This is a genomic window from Nonomuraea sp. ATR24, from assembly GCF_041950485.1.
In the GTDB taxonomy this organism is placed as follows: Bacteria; Actinomycetota; Actinomycetes; order Streptosporangiales; family Streptosporangiaceae; genus Nonomuraea; species Nonomuraea ceibae.
On sequence record NZ_JBGNUU010000009.1, the window covers coordinates 275,518 to 293,186 of the forward strand.

Here is a 17,669-nt window from a genome sequence, read left to right on the forward strand (position 1 = left end):
GGTTCACGGGCCGCGGTCGGCCTCCTGCGGCGCGGCGGGCCCGTACAGCTCGCGCAGGCACTCGCGGGCGAGCTGCAGCTCCTCGTGCACCTCGACGACCAGCACCGGGACGGCCGCGCCGGGGGCGCTGACCGGGCCGTCGTCGGCCCGGTTGCCGCGCACCGGCGTCGCCACGCCGAGCAGCCCCAGCCTGCGGCAGACCGCCTCGCGCACCTCCGGCTGGTCCCAGCCGATCTCCCCGGTGAACACCAGCGCGTCCAGGCGGTCCAGCGACGTGGCCGCGGCGGCGATCTCCCGGCTGACCCGGTGGCAGAACACCTCCAGCGCGAGCCCGGCCGCCCGGTCGCCGTCCCGCTCGGCCGCCACCAGGTCGCGGGTGTCACCGGAACGCCCGCCGGACAGCCCCAGCAGCCCCGACTCGCGCTCCAGGCCGCGGCGCAGCTCGTCCGGCGTGAGCCGGCCGTCCTCCAGCAGCCACAGCAGCATCCCGGGGTCGACCGCGCCGGACCGCTTGCTCATCGGCAGCCCGTCGAGCGGCGTGAAGCCCATCGAGGTGTCCAGGCTGCGCCCGCCCGACACCGCGCACACCGACGCCCCGCCGCCCAGGTGTGCCAGCACCAGGCCGAGGTCGGCGACCGGCCGGCCGAGCAGTTCGGCGGCGCGGCCCGACGCCCACGCGTACGACAGGCCGTGGAAGCCGTAGCGGCGCAGCCCGTAGCGCTCCCGCCAGGGCCGCGGCAGCGGGTAGACGGCGGCGGCGTCGGGCAGGGCGGCGTGGAAGGCGGTGTCGGGGCAGAGCACGTGCGGCACGGCGGGCAGCAGCTCGCGGGCCGCGTCCAGCAGCGCCAGCGCGGGCGGCAGGTGCAGCGGCGCCAGCCCGGTCAGCTCGCGCAGCCCGCGCGCCAGCTCGTCGTCGGCGACCACCGGGGCGCGCACCAGGTCGCCGCCGTGCACCAGCCGGTGCGCGACGGCCGCGACGTCGCGGTCCAGGTGGCGGCCGAGGAAGGCGGACAGCTCCTCGCGGGCGGCGTCCGGCTCCATGGCGCGCTCGGCGTGCGCGCTGTCGACGACGCTGCCGCCGTCGACCAGGTCGAGGCGGAGGCTGGACGACCCCGCGTTCACGGTCAGCACCGCCGCCGGGCCGCCGTCCCACACCTGCGCCGTCATGTCCCTCCCCGCCGATCGCCGTCCCCGTCGGCGCTACCCGTGAGGCATGGCGTGACACATGCCCTGGCCCGCCCTTTACGCTGCCGGGGGAGCACGTCGCCAGGAAGGGCCGCGAATGATCGAGTTCGGGTATGCCGGCACGCCGTTCGGACAGATCCACTACGCCTCGTGCGGGTGGGGCGAACCCGTCCTGCTGCTGCACCAGTCACCCCGGTCGTGGGACGAGTACCGCGAGGTGCTGCCGCTGCTCGGGCGCACGCGCCGGGCCGTCGCCATGGACACGCTCGGGTTCGGCGCCTCGGCGTCGCCGCCCGAGCACTCCGTCGAGGCGTACGCGGGCGGCGTGCTCGCCCTGATGGACGCGCTCGGCCTGGAGCGCGCCGCGATCGCCGGGCACCACACCGGTGGCGTGATCGCGATCGAGGCGGCGAGCCGGGCCCCGGAGCGGGTCACCGCGCTGGTGCTGTCGTCCACGCCGCTCGTCGACGCCGAGGGCAGGCGGGTGCGGCGCGAGAGGCCGCCGGTCGACCACGCCGAGGAGAGCGCCGACGGCTCGCACCTGACCGCGCTGTGGGCGGGCCGCGCCGGCTTCTACCCGCCGGAGCGGCCCGACCTGCTGGCCCGGTTCGTGCGTGACGCGCTGGCCGTCTGGCCCGACGTGGAGCTCGGGCACCGGGCGGTCGCCGCGTACCGGATGGAGGACCGGCTCGGGCTGATCCGCTGCCCGGTGCTGGTCGTCGGCGCGTCGGCCGACCCGTACGCCTTCCCGGAGCTGAAGGCGCTGGCGGGGCGGCTGCCCGGCGCGCGGACGGCGGTGATCGAGGGCGGCATGGTGCCGCTGGAGTTTCAGGCCGAGGCGTTCGCCAGGGTCATCCAGAATTTCCTGGACGAGTAGCTTGTCCCCGGCGGCGCCCGGGTAGTCGAGCGGCCATGGAGATCACCCTGCGCGTGAACGGAGACGAGCGCACGCTGCCCGTGGATCCCCGCACCTCGCTGCTCGACCTGCTGCGCGAACGGCTCGGGCTGACCGGCTCGAAGAAGGGCTGTGACCACGGCCAGTGCGGCGCCTGCACGGTGCTGCTGGACGGGCGGCGGGCCAACGCCTGCCTGCTCCTGGCCGTGGCGTGCGACGGGCAGGCCGTGACGACGGTCGAGGGGCTGGCCGGCGACGGCGCGCCGCACCCGCTGCAGGAGGCGTTCATCGCGCACGACGCCTTCCAGTGCGGCTACTGCACCCCCGGGCAGCTCTGCTCGGCCGCCGGGATGCTGGCCGAGCGCGGGCCCAGCGCCGTCACCGAGGACCTGACCGCCGAGCCCGAGCTGACCGCCGGGGAGATCCGCGAGCGGATGAGCGGCAACCTGTGCCGGTGCGGCGCCTACCAGGGCATCGTGGCCGCGATCGCGGAGGTGGCGCGGTGAAGGCGTTCGAGTACACGCGCGCCGCCGACCCGGCCGCCGCGGTGGCGGGTTTCCGGCCTGGCGACATGTACCTGGGCGGCGGCACGAACCTGGTGGACCTCATGCGGCTCGGCGTGGCCGAGCCCGAGCGCCTGGTGGACGTCAGCAGGCTGCCGCTGGACCGCGTCGAGGCGGCCGGCGACGGGCTGCGCGTCGGCGCGGCCGTGCGCAACAGCGACCTCGGCACGCACCCGCTGGTGCTGGCCCGCTACCCGATGCTCGCCAGGGCCGTGCTGTCGGGCGCGTCCGGGCAGATCCGCAACCTGGCGACCGTCGGCGGCAACCTGCTGCAGCGCACCCGCTGCCCGTACTTCCAGGACGTCTCCAAGCCGTGCAACAAGCGGCGGCCGGGCTCCGGCTGCCCGGCCATCCCCGGCGACCACTCCCACCTGGCCGTGCTCGGCTACTCGGAGGCGTGCGTGGCCACGCACCCGTCGGACATGGCGGTGGCGCTGGCCGCGCTCGACGCCCGCGTGCACGTGACCGGCCCGGCCGGCTCGCGCGTGCTGCCGATGCCCGGCCTGCACCGGCTGCCCGGCGACGAGCCCGAGCGCGACACCGTGCTGGAGCCCGGCGAGCTGATCACCGCCGTGGAGCTGCCGCCCCCGCCGCCCGGCCGCTCGGCCTACCTCAAGGTGCGCGAGCGCGCCTCGTTCGCGTTCGCGCTGGTGTCGGTCGCCGCCGCGCTCGACGTCGGCGCCGACGGCATCGTCACGGGCGTCCGGCTCGCGCTCGGCGGCGTCGCCCACGCGCCCTGGCGCGCCGCCCGCGCCGAGGCCGCGCTGCTCGGCGCCCCCGCCGGCGAGGAATCCTACGCCCGCGCCGCCGAGGCCGAGCTCGACCAGGCCAGGCCGCTGCCGCGCAACGCCTACAAGGTGCCGATGGCCCGCAACGTGATCGTGCGCGCGCTGAAGGAGCTGACCCCGTGAACCGTGTCGAAGGCCGGGACAAGGTCACCGGCCGAGCCCTCTACGCCGCCGAGTACCCCGTGGACGGCGTCGCCCACGCCTACGCCGTCCAGTCCGGGATCGCCAAGGGCCGCGTCACCGCGATCGACGCCGAGGCGGCCCGCGCGATGCCCGGCGTGCTGGCCGTGCTGTCCAGCGACGACCCGCCGGACCTGGCCGGCGACGCCGACCCCGAGCTGCGCCTGTTCAGCAGCCGGGACGTCGCCTACCGGGGGCAGATCGTCGCCGCCGTCGTCGCCGACACCTACGAGAACGCCCGCGCCGCCGCCCGCGCCGTCCGCGTCACCTACGCGGCCGAGCCGCACGACGTGCTGCTGCGCGCCGACCACCCCGGCCTCTACCGGCCGGAGAAGGTCAACCCGGCCTTCCCCGCCGACACCGCGAAGGGCGACGTGACCGCCGGGCTCGACGGCGCCGCCGTCACCGTGGACGTCACCTACAGCACGCCGCCGCTGCACAACAACCCGATGGAGCCGCACGCCGCCCTCGCCGTCCTGGACGGCGACCGGCTGACCGTCTACGACTCCACCCAGGGCGCCGCCGCCGACCGCGACACCATCGCGCGCACGCTCGGCCTGCCCCCGGAACGCGTGCGCGTCGTGTCGCGGCACGTCGGCGGCGGCTTCGGGTCCAAGGGCACCACCCGGCCGCACGCGATACTCGCCGCGCTCGCCGCCCGCGCCACCGGCCGTCCGGTCAAGATCGCGCTCACCCGGCAGCAGCTCTTCGACGTCACCGGCTACCGCACGCCCACCATGCACCGGCTGCGCCTCGGCTGCGACGCGACCGGCCGGCTGACCGCGCTCGACCACGAGGTGCGCGTGCAGAGCTCGACGCTCGTCGAGTTCGCCGAGCAGGCCGCCGTGCCCGCCCGCACCATGTACGCCACGCCGGCGCTGCGCACCGCGCACCGGCTGGTCCGCCTGGACGTCGCCAGCCCCTCGTGGATGCGCGCCCCCGGCGAGTGCCCCGGCATGTACGCGCTGGAGTCGGCGATGGACGAGCTGGCCGTGGCCGCCGGGATCGACCCGATCGAGCTGCGCGTGATCAACGAGCCGCACGCCGAGCCGGAGGGCGGGCTGCCGTTCAGCTCCCGCAACCTGGTGGCCTGCCTGCGCGAGGGCGCCCGCCGGTTCGGCTGGGAGGGGCGCGACCCGGCGCCCGGGGTCCGGCGCGACGGCCGCTGGCTGGTCGGCACCGGCGTCGCCGCCTCCACCTACCCGGCCATGACCCGGCCCTCCCAGGCCACCGCCACCGCCGAGGACGGCGCCTTCGTGATCAGGCTCGCCGCCGCCGACATCGGCACCGGCGCCCGCACGGCGCTCACCGCCATCGCCGCCGGCGCCCTCGACGTGCCCGCCGGCCGGGTGCGGGTCGAGCTCGGCGACAGCGACCTGCCCGCCGCGCCGCTCGCCGGCGGCTCGATGGGCCTGGCCTCGTGGGGCTCGGCCGTCGTACGGGCCTGCGAGGAGCTGCTGCGCGACGGGAAGCACGGCGCCGCCGACACCGCCGGGGAGGCGGGGAGGGGCGGCGACTACGCCAGGCACGCGTTCGGCGCGCAGTTCGCCGAGGTGCGCGTCGACCCGGACACCGGCGAGGTGCGGGTGCCGAGGCTGCTCGGCGTGTTCGCCGCCGGCCGGGTCATCGACCCCGACCTGGCCCGCTCCCAGTTCGTCGGCGGCATGACGATGGGGCTGGGCATGGCGCTCATGGAGGAGAGCGTCACCGACGCGGAGTTCGGCGGGTTCGGCAACCACGACCTGGCCCAGTATCACGTCCCGGCGTGCGCCGACGTGCCGGACGTGCGCGCGTACTGGATCGACGAGGACGACCCGCACCTCAACCCGATGGGCGCCAAGGGCATCGGCGAGATCGGCATCGTCGGCACGGCCGCCGCGATCGGCAACGCGGTCCACCACGCCACCGGCGTCCGGGTCCGTGACCTGCCGATCACCCCGGCCAAGCTGCTGGCGGGGTTTTGACCCGCTTCCTCAAGGAAGAGGAGATCCCCGGCAGGCGCGAGGTCAGGGAGGGCGGGTATGGAACAGGTGCCGGAGCAGGACAGGGAGACCCGGCAGGAGCGGGCCGACCGTAATTTCGTCGAGCTGCTGCAGGGCGCCCGCGTGGCGGTCACCGGGGTGCAGGTGCTGTTCGCGTTCCTGTTGACGGTGCCGTTCTCGCAGGGGTTCGTCCGGCTGAGCGCGTTCGACCGGTGGCTGTTCTACGTGGCGCTGGTCAGCGCGGCGATCGCGTCGATCTGCTACATCGCGCCCGCCAACCAGCACCGGGTGCTGTTCCGGCAGGGCATGAAGGAGCGGCTGGTCCGGCGCTCCAACTTCTACGGGATCGCCGGGGCGCTGGCGCTGGCCATGTCGATGACGGCGGCGACGATGCTGGTCGTGGACTTCCTGTTCGACTCGGCGCTCGCCTGGGGCACGGCGGGGGTCGTCGCGGCGCTGGCGGCGTGGGCGTGGTTCGCCCAGCCGGCCATCGACCGGCACAACTCCAACGGGGACGACGGCGGGTCTCAGCGCCGCTCGCGGCCCGGCGCGGGGGAGTGATCGGGCGGCAGCGCGGTGCCGTCGTCGTCCTCGGGGGCTCGGCGGCGGTGGGCCGCCCTGGCGATCACGTACGCGGCCACCGACACCGTGATCACCTGGGACACGCCGACGATCAGCAGCGGCCCGGCGAGCCACAGGGTGGGCTCGCGCAGCCACATCGCCAGCAGCACCAGCAGCACGCTCAGCACCTGCGGCTTGGTGCCGGCGTGCATGCGGTCGAGGGTGTTGCGGAAGCGCATCAGCCCGGCCCCCGCCGACAGTGCCAGCACCGCCCCGGTGAGCAGGCACGCGGCCGCCGCCACGTCCAGCACGCTCACCGCGACCGGCCGGGGAAGAAGCGGGCGATCGACACCGACCCGACGAACCCGAGCAGCGACAGCACCAGCAGGATCGGGACGTCCGAGTAGTCGTCCGTGACCGCCGCGAACGCGCCCAGCCCGCACATCGCCAGCGACGTCAGCACGTCCAGCGACACCGCCCGGTCCAGCATCGACGGCCCGCGCGCCACCCGGTAGAGCGCCGCAGCGGCCCCGCAGGCGAGCAGCGCCAGCGTCACCACATAAACCGCAGTCATCCCAGCTCCTCCCGGTCGGCCGAGGTGCCGAACGCCCGGACGATGCGCGACTCCAGCCCGGCCACCTCCGCCCGGCCGATCTCGTCCAGGTCCCCGCGCCGCCCCAGCAGGTGCAGCACCAGCTCGCGCCGCTCCGGCAGGTACTCCAGCACCAGGCTCCCCGGCACGGTCGACACCGCCACCATCACCATCATGATCATCGACTCGGACGAGGTGCGCAGCGGCGCCCGGACCACGCCCGTCGGCGGCGGCCCCGGATGCAGCACCCAGAACACCACCCGCACCGTCGAGGTCACCAGGTCCAGCCCGAACCACGCCGCGAACCGCACGAAAGCGATCGGCCACAGCCGGATGCCCGGGTCGAGCACCGGCAGCGGCAGCAGCCACACCACCAGAGCCCCCGCCACCACCCCGCCCGCCAGCGTGAGCGGCGACACGCTGCCCCACAGCATCACCCAGATCAGCGTCAGCCACGCCACCAGCGGCACCGGCACCGGCCTGCCGAACACCCTCGGCGTGAGCAGCCTCGACGTCACTCGCCCCTCCCCAGCACGGCGGAGACGTACGGCCCCCGGGACATGAGCTCGGCGGCGGCCCGGTCGGTCAGCGCCGACAGCGGCCCGGCGAGCAGCGTGTACGACAGCCCGAGCACCACCAGCGCCGCCGTGGACCCGACGAGCGTCAGCGGCATCGTGGTCGTGGTCACCACCGGGTCCTCGCCGGTGGACTCGTCGCTCTCCACCACCGTCCCGGTGACCGACGGCTCCGGCGCCCGCCAGAACGCCTTGCCCCACACCTTGGCCACCGCGTACAGGGTGAGCAGGCTCGTCGTCAGGCTGCCCGCGACCAGCAGCAGCGCCAGCGGGCTGCCGTCGGCGAGCCCGGCCTGGATGAGCGCCAGCTTGCCCAGGAAGCCCGACATGGGCGGGATGCCCGACAGGTTCAGCGCCGGGATCAGATACAGCAGCGCGATCAGCGGCGTGGCCGTCATCAGCCCGCCCAGCCGCTCCACCCGCGTGGTGCCGGCCCGACGCTCGATCAGCCCCGCCACCAGGAACAGCCCGGTCGTGACCGTGATGTGGTGCACCACGTAGAAGATCGCCCCGCTGAGCCCCTGCACGGTCGACAGCGCCACCCCGAACACCATGTAGCCGATGTGGCTGACCAGCGTGAAGGAGAACACCCGCTTGATGTCGGTCTGCGCGACCGCGCCCAGCACTCCCACCAGCATCGTCGCCAGCGCCACCCACATCAGCAGCGTCGCCACCGGCCCGCCGGGGAACAGCAGCGCCTCCAGCCGGATGATCGCGTACACGCCGACCTTGGTGAGCAGCCCGGCGAAGACCGCGGTCGCCGGGGCGGGCGCCGTCGGATAGGAGTCGGGCAGCCACGCCGACAGCGGGAAGATCGCCGCCTTGATCGCGAACGCGAGCAGCAGCGTCAGCTCGATCAGCAGCTTCACGTGCGTGTCCAGCGGCCCGAACCGCTCGGCGAGCTGCGCGAACGACAGCGTCCCCGTCGCCGCGTACGTGACGGCCAGCGCGATGAGGAACAGCATCGACGAGGCCAGCCCCATCACCGTGTACGTGGCCCCGGCCCGGATGCGCGACTGGGTGCCGCCGAACGTCAGCAGCACGTACGAGCCGCTCAGCAGCATCTCGAACGCCACGAACAGGTTGAACAGGTCACCCGACAGGAACGCGTCCGCCACCCCCGCCACCATCACCAGGAACGCCGGATTGAAGATCGCCATGGGCGCGTCGTGCTCCTGGTCGGCGTACGCGCCGCCCACCGCGTACACCATCACGCAGAGCGTCACCAGCGTCGAGACCACCAGCATCAACGTCGACAGCCGGTCGGCCACCAGGCAGATGCCCAGCGGCGACTCCCAGCCGCCCAGCTCGGTGACCACCGGCCCGTGCGCGTCCACCTCCACGAGCAGCACCAGCGACACCACGGCCGTGATCGTCAGCGTCACGATGCTGATGAGCGACTGCAGACGGCGCAGCCGCGCGCCGATCGCCAGCTTCACACCGGCCGCCAGCAGCGGCAGCAGCACCGGCACCGCGACGAGGCTCTCCATCAGTCGTCGCCCTCCAGCTCCGGGTCCAGCGCCAGCGCCTGCCGCGCCCGCTCCTGCCGGATGGCGTGCCGCATCAGCCGCAGCGCCTCGCGCCGCCGCAGCCGCAGCCGCCGCCGGGCCTCCTTCTCCGTGGGCCGCTGCACCCGCTCCTCGGCCAGCAGCCGCCGGTACTCCTCCTGCCTGCGCCGCACCGCCTCGCTCAGCTCGCCCGCCCGCGCGCGCAGCCGCACCCGCCGGTCCTCGGTGTCGTCCTGCACCTCGTCGCTGCCGGTGAGCTGCCACGACCGGTGCACCATCGCCAGCAGGAACGCGGTCACGCCCAGCGTGATGACGATCGCGGTCAGCACCATCGCCTGCGGCAGCGGGTCGGCCATCCCCTCCTGCGGGAACCGGCCCAGGATCGGCGGGCTGCCCGGGCTGCCGCTGGAGGTGACGATGAGCAGGTTCACCCCGTTGCCCAGCATCACCACGCCGGCCAGCAGCCGGACCAGGCTCCGCTCCAGCATCAGCGTCACCCCGGTGGCGATCAGCACCCCGGAGGCGGCGAACGGCAGCAGCGGGATCGTCACGAGGCGTTCTCCTTCTCGATCTGACGGTCGAGCTCGGCGCCCAGCGCGCGCAGCACGTCCTGCACCATCCCGATCACGGTCACGTACACGCCGAGGTCGAACAGCAGGCCCGTGGACAGGTGCAGGGTGCCGAGCAGCGGCACCGTCACGTCGGCGGCCAGCATCGTCAGCGCCGCGCCGCTCGACAGCAGCCCTGCCAGCGCGGTGCCGGTCGACAGCGTCAGCCCCGCGCCCAGCAGCACGCCCGCGTGCACCGGCACCGCCGCCGCCAGCTCGTACCGGCCGCCCGCCAGGTAACGCACGGTGATCGCCAGCCCGGCCACGATGCCGCCCGCGAACCCGCCGCCCACCAGGCTGTGCCCGACGAGCAGCAGGTAGACCGACAGCACCAGCACCGTGTGGAACGTCAGCCGCGCCGCCACCTCGAACGCCAGCGCCCGCTCCCCCCGGGGCAGCGCCGAGCTCAGCCAGTGCGGCCGCCCCGGCGGCCGGGCCGTGCCGCCCTCGTCCCGCTCGATCGTGTACGAGGTGCGCCGCAGGAACACCAGGCTCGTGACGCCCAGCGTGAGCACGACGAGCACGGTGCTCTCGCCCAGCGTGTCCCAGGCGCGGATGTCCAGCAGCAGCGCGCTGACGATGTTGTGCGCCCCGGCCCGCTCGGCCGCCCCCGCCATCAGCCCGCCGACGGGCTCGGCCTGCCGCGCCTCCATCGCCAGCATCCCCGCGCCCGCCGTCACCGTCCCCACCACCAGCCCGATCGCCAGCCGGAACGGGAAGCGCAGCCGCGCCTGGACCGGCTCGATCGGCAGCCGCCGCAGCACCAGCGCGAACACCACCAGGCTCAGCGTCTCGGCCAGGAACTGCGTCAGCGCCAGGTCAGGAGAGCCGTGCGCCAGGAACAGCAGCGCCGTCCCGTACCCGGTCAGCCCGGTCACCACCGCGAGCAGCACGTACGCGCGCGCGGCCAGCGCCAGCGCGGCCGCCGCGACCATCAGCACCACGACGAACGGCTGCTCCGGCTGCTGCCAGGCGACGATCCGCAGATCCAGGTCCGGCGGCGTCACGTACAGGAAGGAGAACAGGCCGAGCGCCGCCACCGACGCCAGCGTGATCAGCAGGTAGTCCGGCACCGAGCCGCGCTGGACGATGCCGGTCGTCTGGATCGCGAACAGGTCCAGCCGCCGCATCACCGTCCAGAACAGCGTGGCCGAGTCGGCGAACTGCAACGCCGCGCCGATCCGCGCCACCGGCCGCCGCGCCCAGAACAGCAGCCCGCCCACGGCGAAGATCAGCAGCGACAGCAGCAGCGGCACCACCGCGCCCGTCCACAGCGCCAGATGCGTGCCGTGCCCCGCGTCACGGAAGGAGCCCGTGTAACCCGACATGGCCGCGTCGTACACGCCCGCCAGCGGCGCCAGCGCCAGCCCCAGCGCCGACAGCAGCGCCGCCGGCGCGAACATCGCCGCCGGCGTGCGATGCGCCGGCGACGGCCGCAGCCCCCGCTTCGTGCCGAACGCCCCCCACAGGAACCGCAGCGTGTACGCGACGGTCAGCGCCGAGCCGGCCACCACCCCCGCCAGCGCCAGCGTGTCGAAGGTCTCCCACGTCAGCAGCGACTCCAGCGCCGCCTCCTTCGCCACGAACCCCACCAGCGGCGGCACCCCCGCCATCGACGCGCCCGCCAGCACCGCCGCCGCGCACAGCCACGGCGCCGACCGCCACAGCCCGCTCAGCCGGTTCAGGTCCCGCGTGCCCGCCGCGTGATCCACCGCGCCCACCACCAGGAACAGCGCCGCCTTGAACAGCGCGTGCGCCAGCAGCATCGCCACCCCGGCCAGCGCCGCGTCCCGGGTGCCCATCCCGAACAGGATCGTCAGGAAGCCGAGCTGGCTCACCGTCCCGTACGCGAGCAGCCGCTTCAGATCCGTCTCCCGCAGCGCCCGCCAGCCGCCCAGCACCATCGTCAGCACGCCCAGCGGCACCGCCACCGCCCGCCACACCGGCACGTCCCCGAACGCGGGCGCCAGCCTGGCCAGCAGGTAGACGCCCGCCTTGACCATCGCCGCCGCGTGCAGATACGCCGAGACCGGCGTCGGCGCCGCCATCGCCGCCGGCAGCCACGTGCTGAACGGGAAGATCGCCGACTTCGCCAGCGCCCCCGCCAGCACCAGGACCAGGCCCGCCGCCACCGGCCCGCCCCGCGGCGGGTCCGCCACGATCGCCGAGAGCCGGTACGTGCCCGCCGCCTGCCCGATCACCACGAACCCGGCCAGCATCGCCAGCCCGCCCAGCGTCGTCAGCGTCAGCGCCTTCATCGCCGCCCGCCTGCTCGCCCGGCTCTCCGGGTCGTAGCCGATCAGCAGCCACGAGAAGACCGTCGTCAGCTCCCAGAACACGTACAGCAGGAACAGGTCGTCGGCCATGACCAGCCCCAGCATCGCCCCCGCGAACGCCAGCATGAACCCGCCGAACCTGGACAGCCCCGCCTCGCCCGCCGGAAAGTAGCGCGAGCTGTAGACCATGACCAGCAGCCCCACCCCCGTCACCAGCGCCATCATCAGCAGGCCCGGCTCGTCGGCGCGGAAGGACAGCGACAGCCCCAGCGCCGGCGCCCACGACGAGCTCGACACCTCCGGCACCCCCGAGGCCAGCACCCACAGCGAATAGCAGAAGCCGGCCGCCGGAGCCAGCGCGAGCAGCGGGAACGCGTCCCTCCCCAGCAGCCGGGTCAGCCAAGGAGCGCAGAGGGCGGCTGCCGCGTGCAGGATGAGCAGCGACTCCATGGTCTCCTCGGGACAGGCGTGGGCACTTCCCCCAATCTCCCGCCTGCCGGACCCGGCACGGAGCAGGCGCGGCCCGGGTTGACCGGAACCTCACCAGCCCATGAACATGCCGCCCACAGCCACGGGTATCGGGAGGGGCACGACAACAGGGGGAGAAGCGCCATGTCCGAGCAGAACCGCCCCGTCGAGGGCGAGCACAAGTACGAGCAGGAGATCGGCTCCACCGGCGAGCACGAGGAACGGCCCGGCCGCAGCCTCATCACCACCGACCACGACGTGATCCGCAAGTGGGCCGACGAGCGCGGCGCCCGCCCCGCCACCGTCCCCGGCACCGAGCACGACGGGCGGGCCGGGGTGCTCCGGTTCGACTTCCCCGGCTACGGCGGCGACGACCTGGAGGAGATCTCCTGGGACGACTGGTTCCGCACCTTCGACGAGCGCGGGCTCAACTTCATCTACCAGGAGCACAAGAAGGACGGCAAGCAGAGCAACTTCTTCCGGCTGGAGAACCCCGGCCGCGAGGACGCCTGACCGCTGCGCCTGGCCGACGCGCCTCAGCCCGCGTCGGTGACCCGGCGGCCCACCTCGTCCGCCAGTCGGCGCAAGGCGTCCTCCAGCATGGCCTGCACCTCGTCGGCCCGGTCACGCGACGTCTTCTCGCCCGGCTCGTCCATGAGCGAGATGTGCACGGTCACCTCACTGGCGCCGCTCTGCCCGTCGGCCACCTGCAGCCAGCCGGCGTAACCAGGGTGGTCCCGGCCGCCCCACTCCACCCGCAGCTGGTCCGGCGAGGCGCTGAACAGGCCCTCGTGCCTGCCCTCGCCGGGCACCACCTCGCCGCCCGCCTCCAGCGTGTTCGGCCCGCTGTCGCGCACCCACAGGCCGTGCGGCAGCCACCGGTTCACCATCGAGACGTCCGACGCGATCCCGTACACCAGCGTGCTGTCCGCCGGCATCCCCCGCGTGGCCTCGTACTCCGCCATGACCGACCCCCGTTCCCCATCCCGTGCCCGACCGCCTGCCCGCCCGCCCCCTCCCCAAACCGCCCGCCCACCGGCCCGACCTACCCGGCACGCTCCGTACGGGCAGCGTCCGGCCAGGGTCCGGGCGGGGTGCGCGGCACGAGCGGCGGCGCGCGGCACGGGTGCGGGCAGGGAGGCGGGACACTCGGGCGGCGGCGCGGGAGGTGGGGGCGGCGTGGCACAGTGAGGCCATGCCCGACCCCCTTCCCCCGATCGCGCCGGGCCGCGCCGAGGTGCGCGAGCTGCTGCGCCGCGCCGCACGGCTGCTCGGCGAGGCCGGCGCGCTGCAGCAGGAGCACGACGCCGCCCGCCAAGCCGTGCACGCCGCCCTGTCGGTGCTGCGCGGGCGCCAGGCCAGGACGGGGCTCGGCGCCATCCCGATCAGCAGGCTCAGGGACGCGACCGGCGGCCGGCTGCGGCTCGGCGCCCTGGAGTCCGCCGGTTACGCCACGGTCCTCGACGTGCTGGACGCGACCCCGTACGAGCTCCAGCGCGTCCCCGGCATCGGCCCCCGCACGCAGGCGCAGGCGCACGCCGCCGCCCGCGAGATCGCCCGCGCGGCGGAGGCGGCCGAGACCGTCCACATCGACGTCGAGCGGCAGGACCCCGAGACCACCGCGCTGCTCACGGCCCTCCACCGGCTCGTCGCCGCCGGCCCCGACCTCCCCCGCGCCCGCCGCACCGCCGACGCCCTCACCGGCATCCCCACCGGCACCCCCGTCGGGCCCTCCAACGCCACCACCGGCACCGGCCCGGCCGACGCTGCGGGGCCCGCCCCCTCCACCGTCGACCGTGAGGGGTTCGTCGGTCCTGGGAGGCCCGCCGGTCCCGGGGTCGCGGCCGGCGGCACCGGCGCCTCCTCTGGTGTCGCCGGTGGGCTCGGGGAGCTGGTCTCGGTGGCGCGGCCGGCCGCGAGCTGGTGGCGGGGGCTGGTGGCCGGCGGGCGGCGGCGGGCGGCGGCCACGGAGGCCGTGCGGAGGATCGGCGGGCTGCTGGAGGGCGAGACCGAGACGCGGCTGCTGATCAACCAGGCCACCGCCGACCTGCTCCGCCCCGCGCCCGGCGGCATGGAGGCGTGGATCGACTACGAGCTGCGCGCCGCCGAGTATCACAACCTGCTGGCCGAGCTCGCCGCCGTGGAGCCGCGCGACCGCGCCGCCGCCGAGGGATTCCTGCCCGACGACCTGTCGGCGCGCGTGCGCGGGCAGGAGCTCGACGACACCCTGCTGCGCGTCTCGCTCCGCGGCTACCAGGCGTTCGGCGCCCGGTTCGCGCTCGCGCAGCGGCGGGTCATCCTGGGCGACGAGATGGGGCTCGGCAAGACCGTCCAGGCCATCGCGGCGCTCGCGCACCTGGCCGCCCGCGGGGAGACGCGCTTCCTCGTCGTCTGCCCGGCGAGCGTCCTGGTCAACTGGGTGCGCGAGGTGGAGACGCGCAGCACGTTGCGCGCCTACCGGCTGCACGGCGGCGAGCGCGCCCTGGCCGAGGCGGAGTGGGCCGAGCGCGGCGGCGTCGCGGTGACGACGTTCGAGGGGCTGCGGCGGCTCGACGGCGAGCGGGCCGGGGGCGGGCCGCCGGTCGGCATGCTCGTGGTCGACGAGGCCCACTACGTGAAAAACCCGGAGGCGCGGCGCTCGCTGGCCGTCGCCGCCTGGTGCGCCCGCGTGGAGCGGGTGCTGTTCGTCACGGGGACGCCCATGGAGAACCGGGTGGAGGAGTTCCGCACGCTCGTCGGCTATCTGCAGCCGGGCGCGCTGGCCGGGCTGAGGGAGAGCGACGCGGTGGCGGGCGCGCGGGCGTTCAGGCGCGCGGTCGCCCCCGTCTATCTGCGGCGCAACCAGGAGGACGTGCTCACCGAGCTGCCCGACCTGGTCCACGTGGACGAGTGGGAGGAGTTCAGCGCCGCCGACGCCGCCGCCTACCGGGAGGCCGTCGAGGCGGGCAGGTTCATGGCCATGCGCCGCGCCGCCTACGCGGTGCCGGAGAAGTCGGCCAAGCTCGAACGGCTGCGCGAGCTCGTCGGCGAGGCCGCCGGCGGCGGGCACAAGGTCGTCGTCTTCTCCTACTTCCGCGACGTGCTCGCCGCCGTGGAGGGGGAGCTCGGCGGCTGCTTCGGGCCGATCTCCGGCAGCGTCCCGGCCGAGCGCCGCCAGGAGATCGTCGACGCGTTCGCGGCGGCGCCCGGCCACGCGGTGCTGCTCAGCCAGATCCAGGCCGGCGGCGTCGGCCTCAACCTCCAGGCCGCCTCCGTGGTGATCCTCTGCGAGCCGCAGATCAAGCCCACGCTGGAGAGCCAGGCCGTGGCCCGCGCCCACCGGATGGGGCAGGCCCGCCGCGTGCAGGCCCACCGCCTGCTGTCGCCCGACAGCGTGGACGAGCGCATGCTGCGGCTGCTGCACGCCAAGACGGCGCTCTTCGACGCCTATGCCCGCCGCAGCGAGCTGGCCGAGTCGACGCCCGAGGCGCTCGACGTGTCGGAGCGCGAGCTGGCCCGCCGCATCGTCGAGGAGGAGCAGCTCCGCCTGGCCACCGGCGGCCCGGCGGCTACGGACGCAGGCCCGTGAACAGGTCCTCCTCGTGCGACGGCGCGCTGACGCGGCTGAACACCCGGGTGAACGCCTCGTGCGAGAACGCCTGCTGCTGCGCCTCCTGAGGCATCTTCAGCAGGAAGATGTTCTCGCCCTGGCTCTCGTGCGAGCGCAGCGCCTTGAGCTTGCGCTCAGTGAACGCGGTGACGTCGACGACGGTCGTCACCAGCTCGTCGGGGGTGCCGAAGTCGTCGGACGGCTCGAAGTCGGTCTCCACGCCGCTGTCGCGCATCAGCTCGAACATGCGCTGGATCGCCGCGCGGGGGATGGCCGTGTGGTAGAGCTTGGCCGGGATGCCGGTCTTCTCGGCCGCCGCCATCGTGACGCGGTGCGTCTGCACGTGGTCGGGGTGGAAGTAGCCGCTGCCGCCGGTCTCGTCGTAGGTGACCACGACCTGCGGCCGGTAGCGCTCCATCAGCTCGCCCAGCCGGGCCGCCGCCACGTCGACCGCGACGTTGGCGAACGCCTCGGGGTGCTCGTTGGTCTCCCAGCCCTGCATGCCGGAGTCGCGGTAGCCGAGCAGCTCCAGGTGCTCCACCCCGAGGTGCTCGACCGACTCGTGCAGCTCGGCCAGGCGGCGCTCGGCGACCTCGTCGGCGTCGTGGCCGGGGTCGCCGGGCTTGACGCCGCCGGGGCCGTCGCCCTGCTCGCCGTTGGTGCAGGTCACCAGCACCGTGCGGATGCCCTCCTCGCCGTAGCGGGCCAGGACGCCGCCGGTGCTGAGGCATTCGTCGTCGGGGTGGGCGTGCACGACCATGAGGGTGAGCTGCTGATCCATGCCTGAGACCCTACTCGCCACGGCTGACAGAACGGCGCGCCACCACCGCCCGGCCGATGCCCGGATCGTCGCAGAACGCGCCGTCCACGCCCGCGTCGAGCAGCCGCGACAGCCAGCCCGCCACGTCGCCCGTCGCGCGCCCGTACACCGGGCTGGCCGGATCGCCGAGCCGGTGATCGGCGGGAAGCTGGGAGTTCTCGTTGCGGACGGTCCACACGTGCACGTCCAGCCGCCTGCGGTGGGCGTCGGCGACCAGCGTCGTGGGCTGCTGGAGCCTGCCGTCCGGGCCGACGGGGATGACGCGGCGGGTGTCGACGCCGATCCCGTCGGCGTAGCGGGCCACCTCGCGCAGCCCTTCGGGCGTCACCATGTCGTCGTAGGTGCGCCCGTTGCCCGCCGCCACCCAGTCGTACGGCGCGCCGCCGTACGTGATGAGCTGGATGAGCGGCAGCCGCGTGCGGCCGCTCAGCTCGCGCAGGTTCGCGGTCTCGAACGACTGGATGTACGCCTTGCGCACCCGGTGGCGCTCCAGCACGTCGAGCAGCGGCTCCTCCAGCGACAGGCCGATGGAGTCGAAGTAGCTCGGGTGCTTGGTCTCGGGGTAGACGCCGACGCCGTGCCGCCGCGCGAGGCGGACGACCTCCTCGAACGTGGGGATCTCCGCCAGCCCGTCGAGCGCCGTGTTGCCCGGGCGCAGGTCGGGCACCCGCTCCTTGGCGCGCAGGGTCTTCAGCTCGGCCAGCGTGAAGTCCTCGGTGAACCAGCCGGTCACCGGGCGGCCGTCGATCGTCTTGGTGGCCCGCCGGGAGGCGAACTCGGGCCGGGACGCCACGTCGGTCGTGCCGGAGATCTCGTTCTCGTGCCGGGCCACCAGGACGTGGTCCTTGGTGGAGACCAGGTCGGGCTCGATGTAGTCGGCGCCCAGGGCGATGGCCGTCTCGTAGGAGAGCAGCGTGTGCTCGGGACGCAGGGCGCTGGCGCCCCGGTGGGCGATGACAAGGGGGTCGTGGCCGCGGCGCTCGGCGGCGGCGGGAGTCGTCTGGAACACCACGACGGCGACCGTACCGCCGCACAGCACCGCCAGCACACCGGCGATCAACGCGCGCATCGTCATGCGC

At 74.6% G+C, this 17,669-nt stretch carries 17 protein-coding genes; 7 read left to right on the forward strand and 10 right to left on the reverse strand.

Features of this window, described 5'->3' with window-relative positions; genetic code table 11:
• Positions 1-3: 3 nt before the first annotated feature.
• On the reverse strand, positions 4-1,167 hold the full coding sequence (locus tag ACBI99_RS23585; RefSeq protein ID WP_219510055.1) for an acetate/propionate family kinase: 1,164 nt from the start codon (positions 1,165-1,167) through the stop codon (positions 4-6).
• 115 nt (positions 1,168-1,282) lie between these two features.
• Between ACBI99_RS23585 and ACBI99_RS23590 the strand changes: the two genes are divergently transcribed.
• The 5 genes from ACBI99_RS23590 to ACBI99_RS23610 are packed head-to-tail and all read left to right on the forward strand — an operon-like array spanning position 1,283 to position 6,154.
• Positions 1,283-2,062 carry an alpha/beta fold hydrolase gene (locus ACBI99_RS23590; protein ID WP_375073479.1) on the forward strand — a complete coding sequence of 260 codons (780 nt, stop codon included), beginning with the start codon at positions 1,283-1,285 and terminating at the stop codon, positions 2,060-2,062.
• A 35-nt stretch (positions 2,063-2,097) separates the two neighbouring features.
• A complete protein-coding gene (locus tag ACBI99_RS23595; RefSeq protein ID WP_219510051.1) occupies positions 2,098-2,586 on the forward strand; it encodes a (2Fe-2S)-binding protein in 489 nt (162 codons plus the stop codon).
• The gene (locus tag ACBI99_RS23600; protein WP_375073480.1) at positions 2,583-3,554 is read left to right on the forward strand and encodes an FAD binding domain-containing protein; all 972 of its coding nucleotides are present in this window, start codon (positions 2,583-2,585) and stop codon (positions 3,552-3,554) included. The genes ACBI99_RS23595 and ACBI99_RS23600 overlap by 4 nt, the downstream gene beginning before the upstream one ends.
• Positions 3,551-5,575: a xanthine dehydrogenase family protein molybdopterin-binding subunit gene (locus ACBI99_RS23605; RefSeq protein WP_375073481.1), complete on the forward strand. Its 2,025-nt coding sequence runs from the start codon at positions 3,551-3,553 to the stop codon at positions 5,573-5,575. Before ACBI99_RS23600 ends, ACBI99_RS23605 begins: the two co-directional genes overlap by 4 nt.
• A 57-nt stretch (positions 5,576-5,632) precedes the next feature.
• Positions 5,633-6,154 (forward strand): DUF6328 family protein, encoded by a 522-nt coding sequence (locus tag ACBI99_RS23610; RefSeq protein ID WP_219510048.1) that lies wholly within the window; start codon positions 5,633-5,635, stop codon positions 6,152-6,154.
• Here ACBI99_RS23610 and ACBI99_RS23615 read toward each other — a convergent pair.
• From ACBI99_RS23615 to ACBI99_RS23640, 6 genes are read right to left on the reverse strand one after another with little or no spacing between them, the layout of a single operon-like run.
• Positions 6,121-6,471, reverse strand: coding sequence for a monovalent cation/H(+) antiporter subunit G (locus ACBI99_RS23615; protein WP_219510047.1), 351 nt, complete (start codon positions 6,469-6,471; stop codon positions 6,121-6,123). The two genes, ACBI99_RS23610 and ACBI99_RS23615, sit on opposite strands and share 34 nt — an antisense overlap.
• Entirely contained in the window at positions 6,468-6,728 is a 261-nt protein-coding gene (locus ACBI99_RS23620; protein ID WP_219510046.1) for a monovalent cation/H+ antiporter complex subunit F, read from the reverse strand. The genes ACBI99_RS23615 and ACBI99_RS23620 overlap by 4 nt, the downstream gene beginning before the upstream one ends.
• Positions 6,725-7,264: a Na+/H+ antiporter subunit E gene (locus tag ACBI99_RS23625; protein ID WP_375073482.1), complete on the reverse strand. Its 540-nt coding sequence runs from the start codon at positions 7,262-7,264 to the stop codon at positions 6,725-6,727. The genes ACBI99_RS23620 and ACBI99_RS23625 overlap by 4 nt, the downstream gene beginning before the upstream one ends.
• On the reverse strand, positions 7,261-8,811 hold the full coding sequence (locus ACBI99_RS23630) for a Na+/H+ antiporter subunit D (protein WP_219510045.1): 1,551 nt from the start codon (positions 8,809-8,811) through the stop codon (positions 7,261-7,263). Before ACBI99_RS23630 ends, ACBI99_RS23625 begins: the two co-directional genes overlap by 4 nt.
• Complete coding sequence (locus tag ACBI99_RS23635; RefSeq protein ID WP_219510043.1) at positions 8,811-9,380, reverse strand: Na(+)/H(+) antiporter subunit C; 570 nt, start codon at positions 9,378-9,380, stop codon at positions 8,811-8,813. Before ACBI99_RS23635 ends, ACBI99_RS23630 begins: the two co-directional genes overlap by 1 nt.
• Positions 9,377-12,163 carry a Na+/H+ antiporter subunit A gene (locus tag ACBI99_RS23640; RefSeq protein ID WP_375073483.1) on the reverse strand — a complete coding sequence of 929 codons (2,787 nt, stop codon included), beginning with the start codon at positions 12,161-12,163 and terminating at the stop codon, positions 9,377-9,379. Before ACBI99_RS23640 ends, ACBI99_RS23635 begins: the two co-directional genes overlap by 4 nt.
• A gap of 162 nt (positions 12,164-12,325) precedes the next feature.
• Between ACBI99_RS23640 and ACBI99_RS23645 the strand changes: the two genes are divergently transcribed.
• The gene (locus ACBI99_RS23645) at positions 12,326-12,694 is read left to right on the forward strand and encodes a hypothetical protein (protein WP_219510041.1); all 369 of its coding nucleotides are present in this window, start codon (positions 12,326-12,328) and stop codon (positions 12,692-12,694) included.
• A 23-nt stretch (positions 12,695-12,717) separates the two neighbouring features.
• On the opposite strand, the gene ACBI99_RS23650 is transcribed toward ACBI99_RS23645, so the two are convergent.
• A complete protein-coding gene (locus ACBI99_RS23650) occupies positions 12,718-13,146 on the reverse strand; it encodes a hypothetical protein (protein ID WP_219510040.1) in 429 nt (142 codons plus the stop codon).
• Between the two features lie 230 nt (positions 13,147-13,376).
• On the opposite strand from ACBI99_RS23650, the gene ACBI99_RS23655 reads away from it, so the two are divergent.
• Complete coding sequence (locus ACBI99_RS23655; RefSeq protein ID WP_375073484.1) at positions 13,377-15,749, forward strand: DEAD/DEAH box helicase; 2,373 nt, start codon at positions 13,377-13,379, stop codon at positions 15,747-15,749.
• Here ACBI99_RS23655 and ACBI99_RS23660 read toward each other — a convergent pair.
• Positions 15,730-16,551, reverse strand: coding sequence for a PIG-L family deacetylase (locus ACBI99_RS23660; protein WP_375073485.1), 822 nt, complete (start codon positions 16,549-16,551; stop codon positions 15,730-15,732). The two genes, ACBI99_RS23655 and ACBI99_RS23660, sit on opposite strands and share 20 nt — an antisense overlap.
• Before the next feature lie 10 nt (positions 16,552-16,561).
• On the reverse strand, positions 16,562-17,665 hold the full coding sequence (locus tag ACBI99_RS23665) for a glycerophosphodiester phosphodiesterase (protein ID WP_375073486.1): 1,104 nt from the start codon (positions 17,663-17,665) through the stop codon (positions 16,562-16,564).
• Positions 17,666-17,669: the final 4 nt, after the last annotated feature.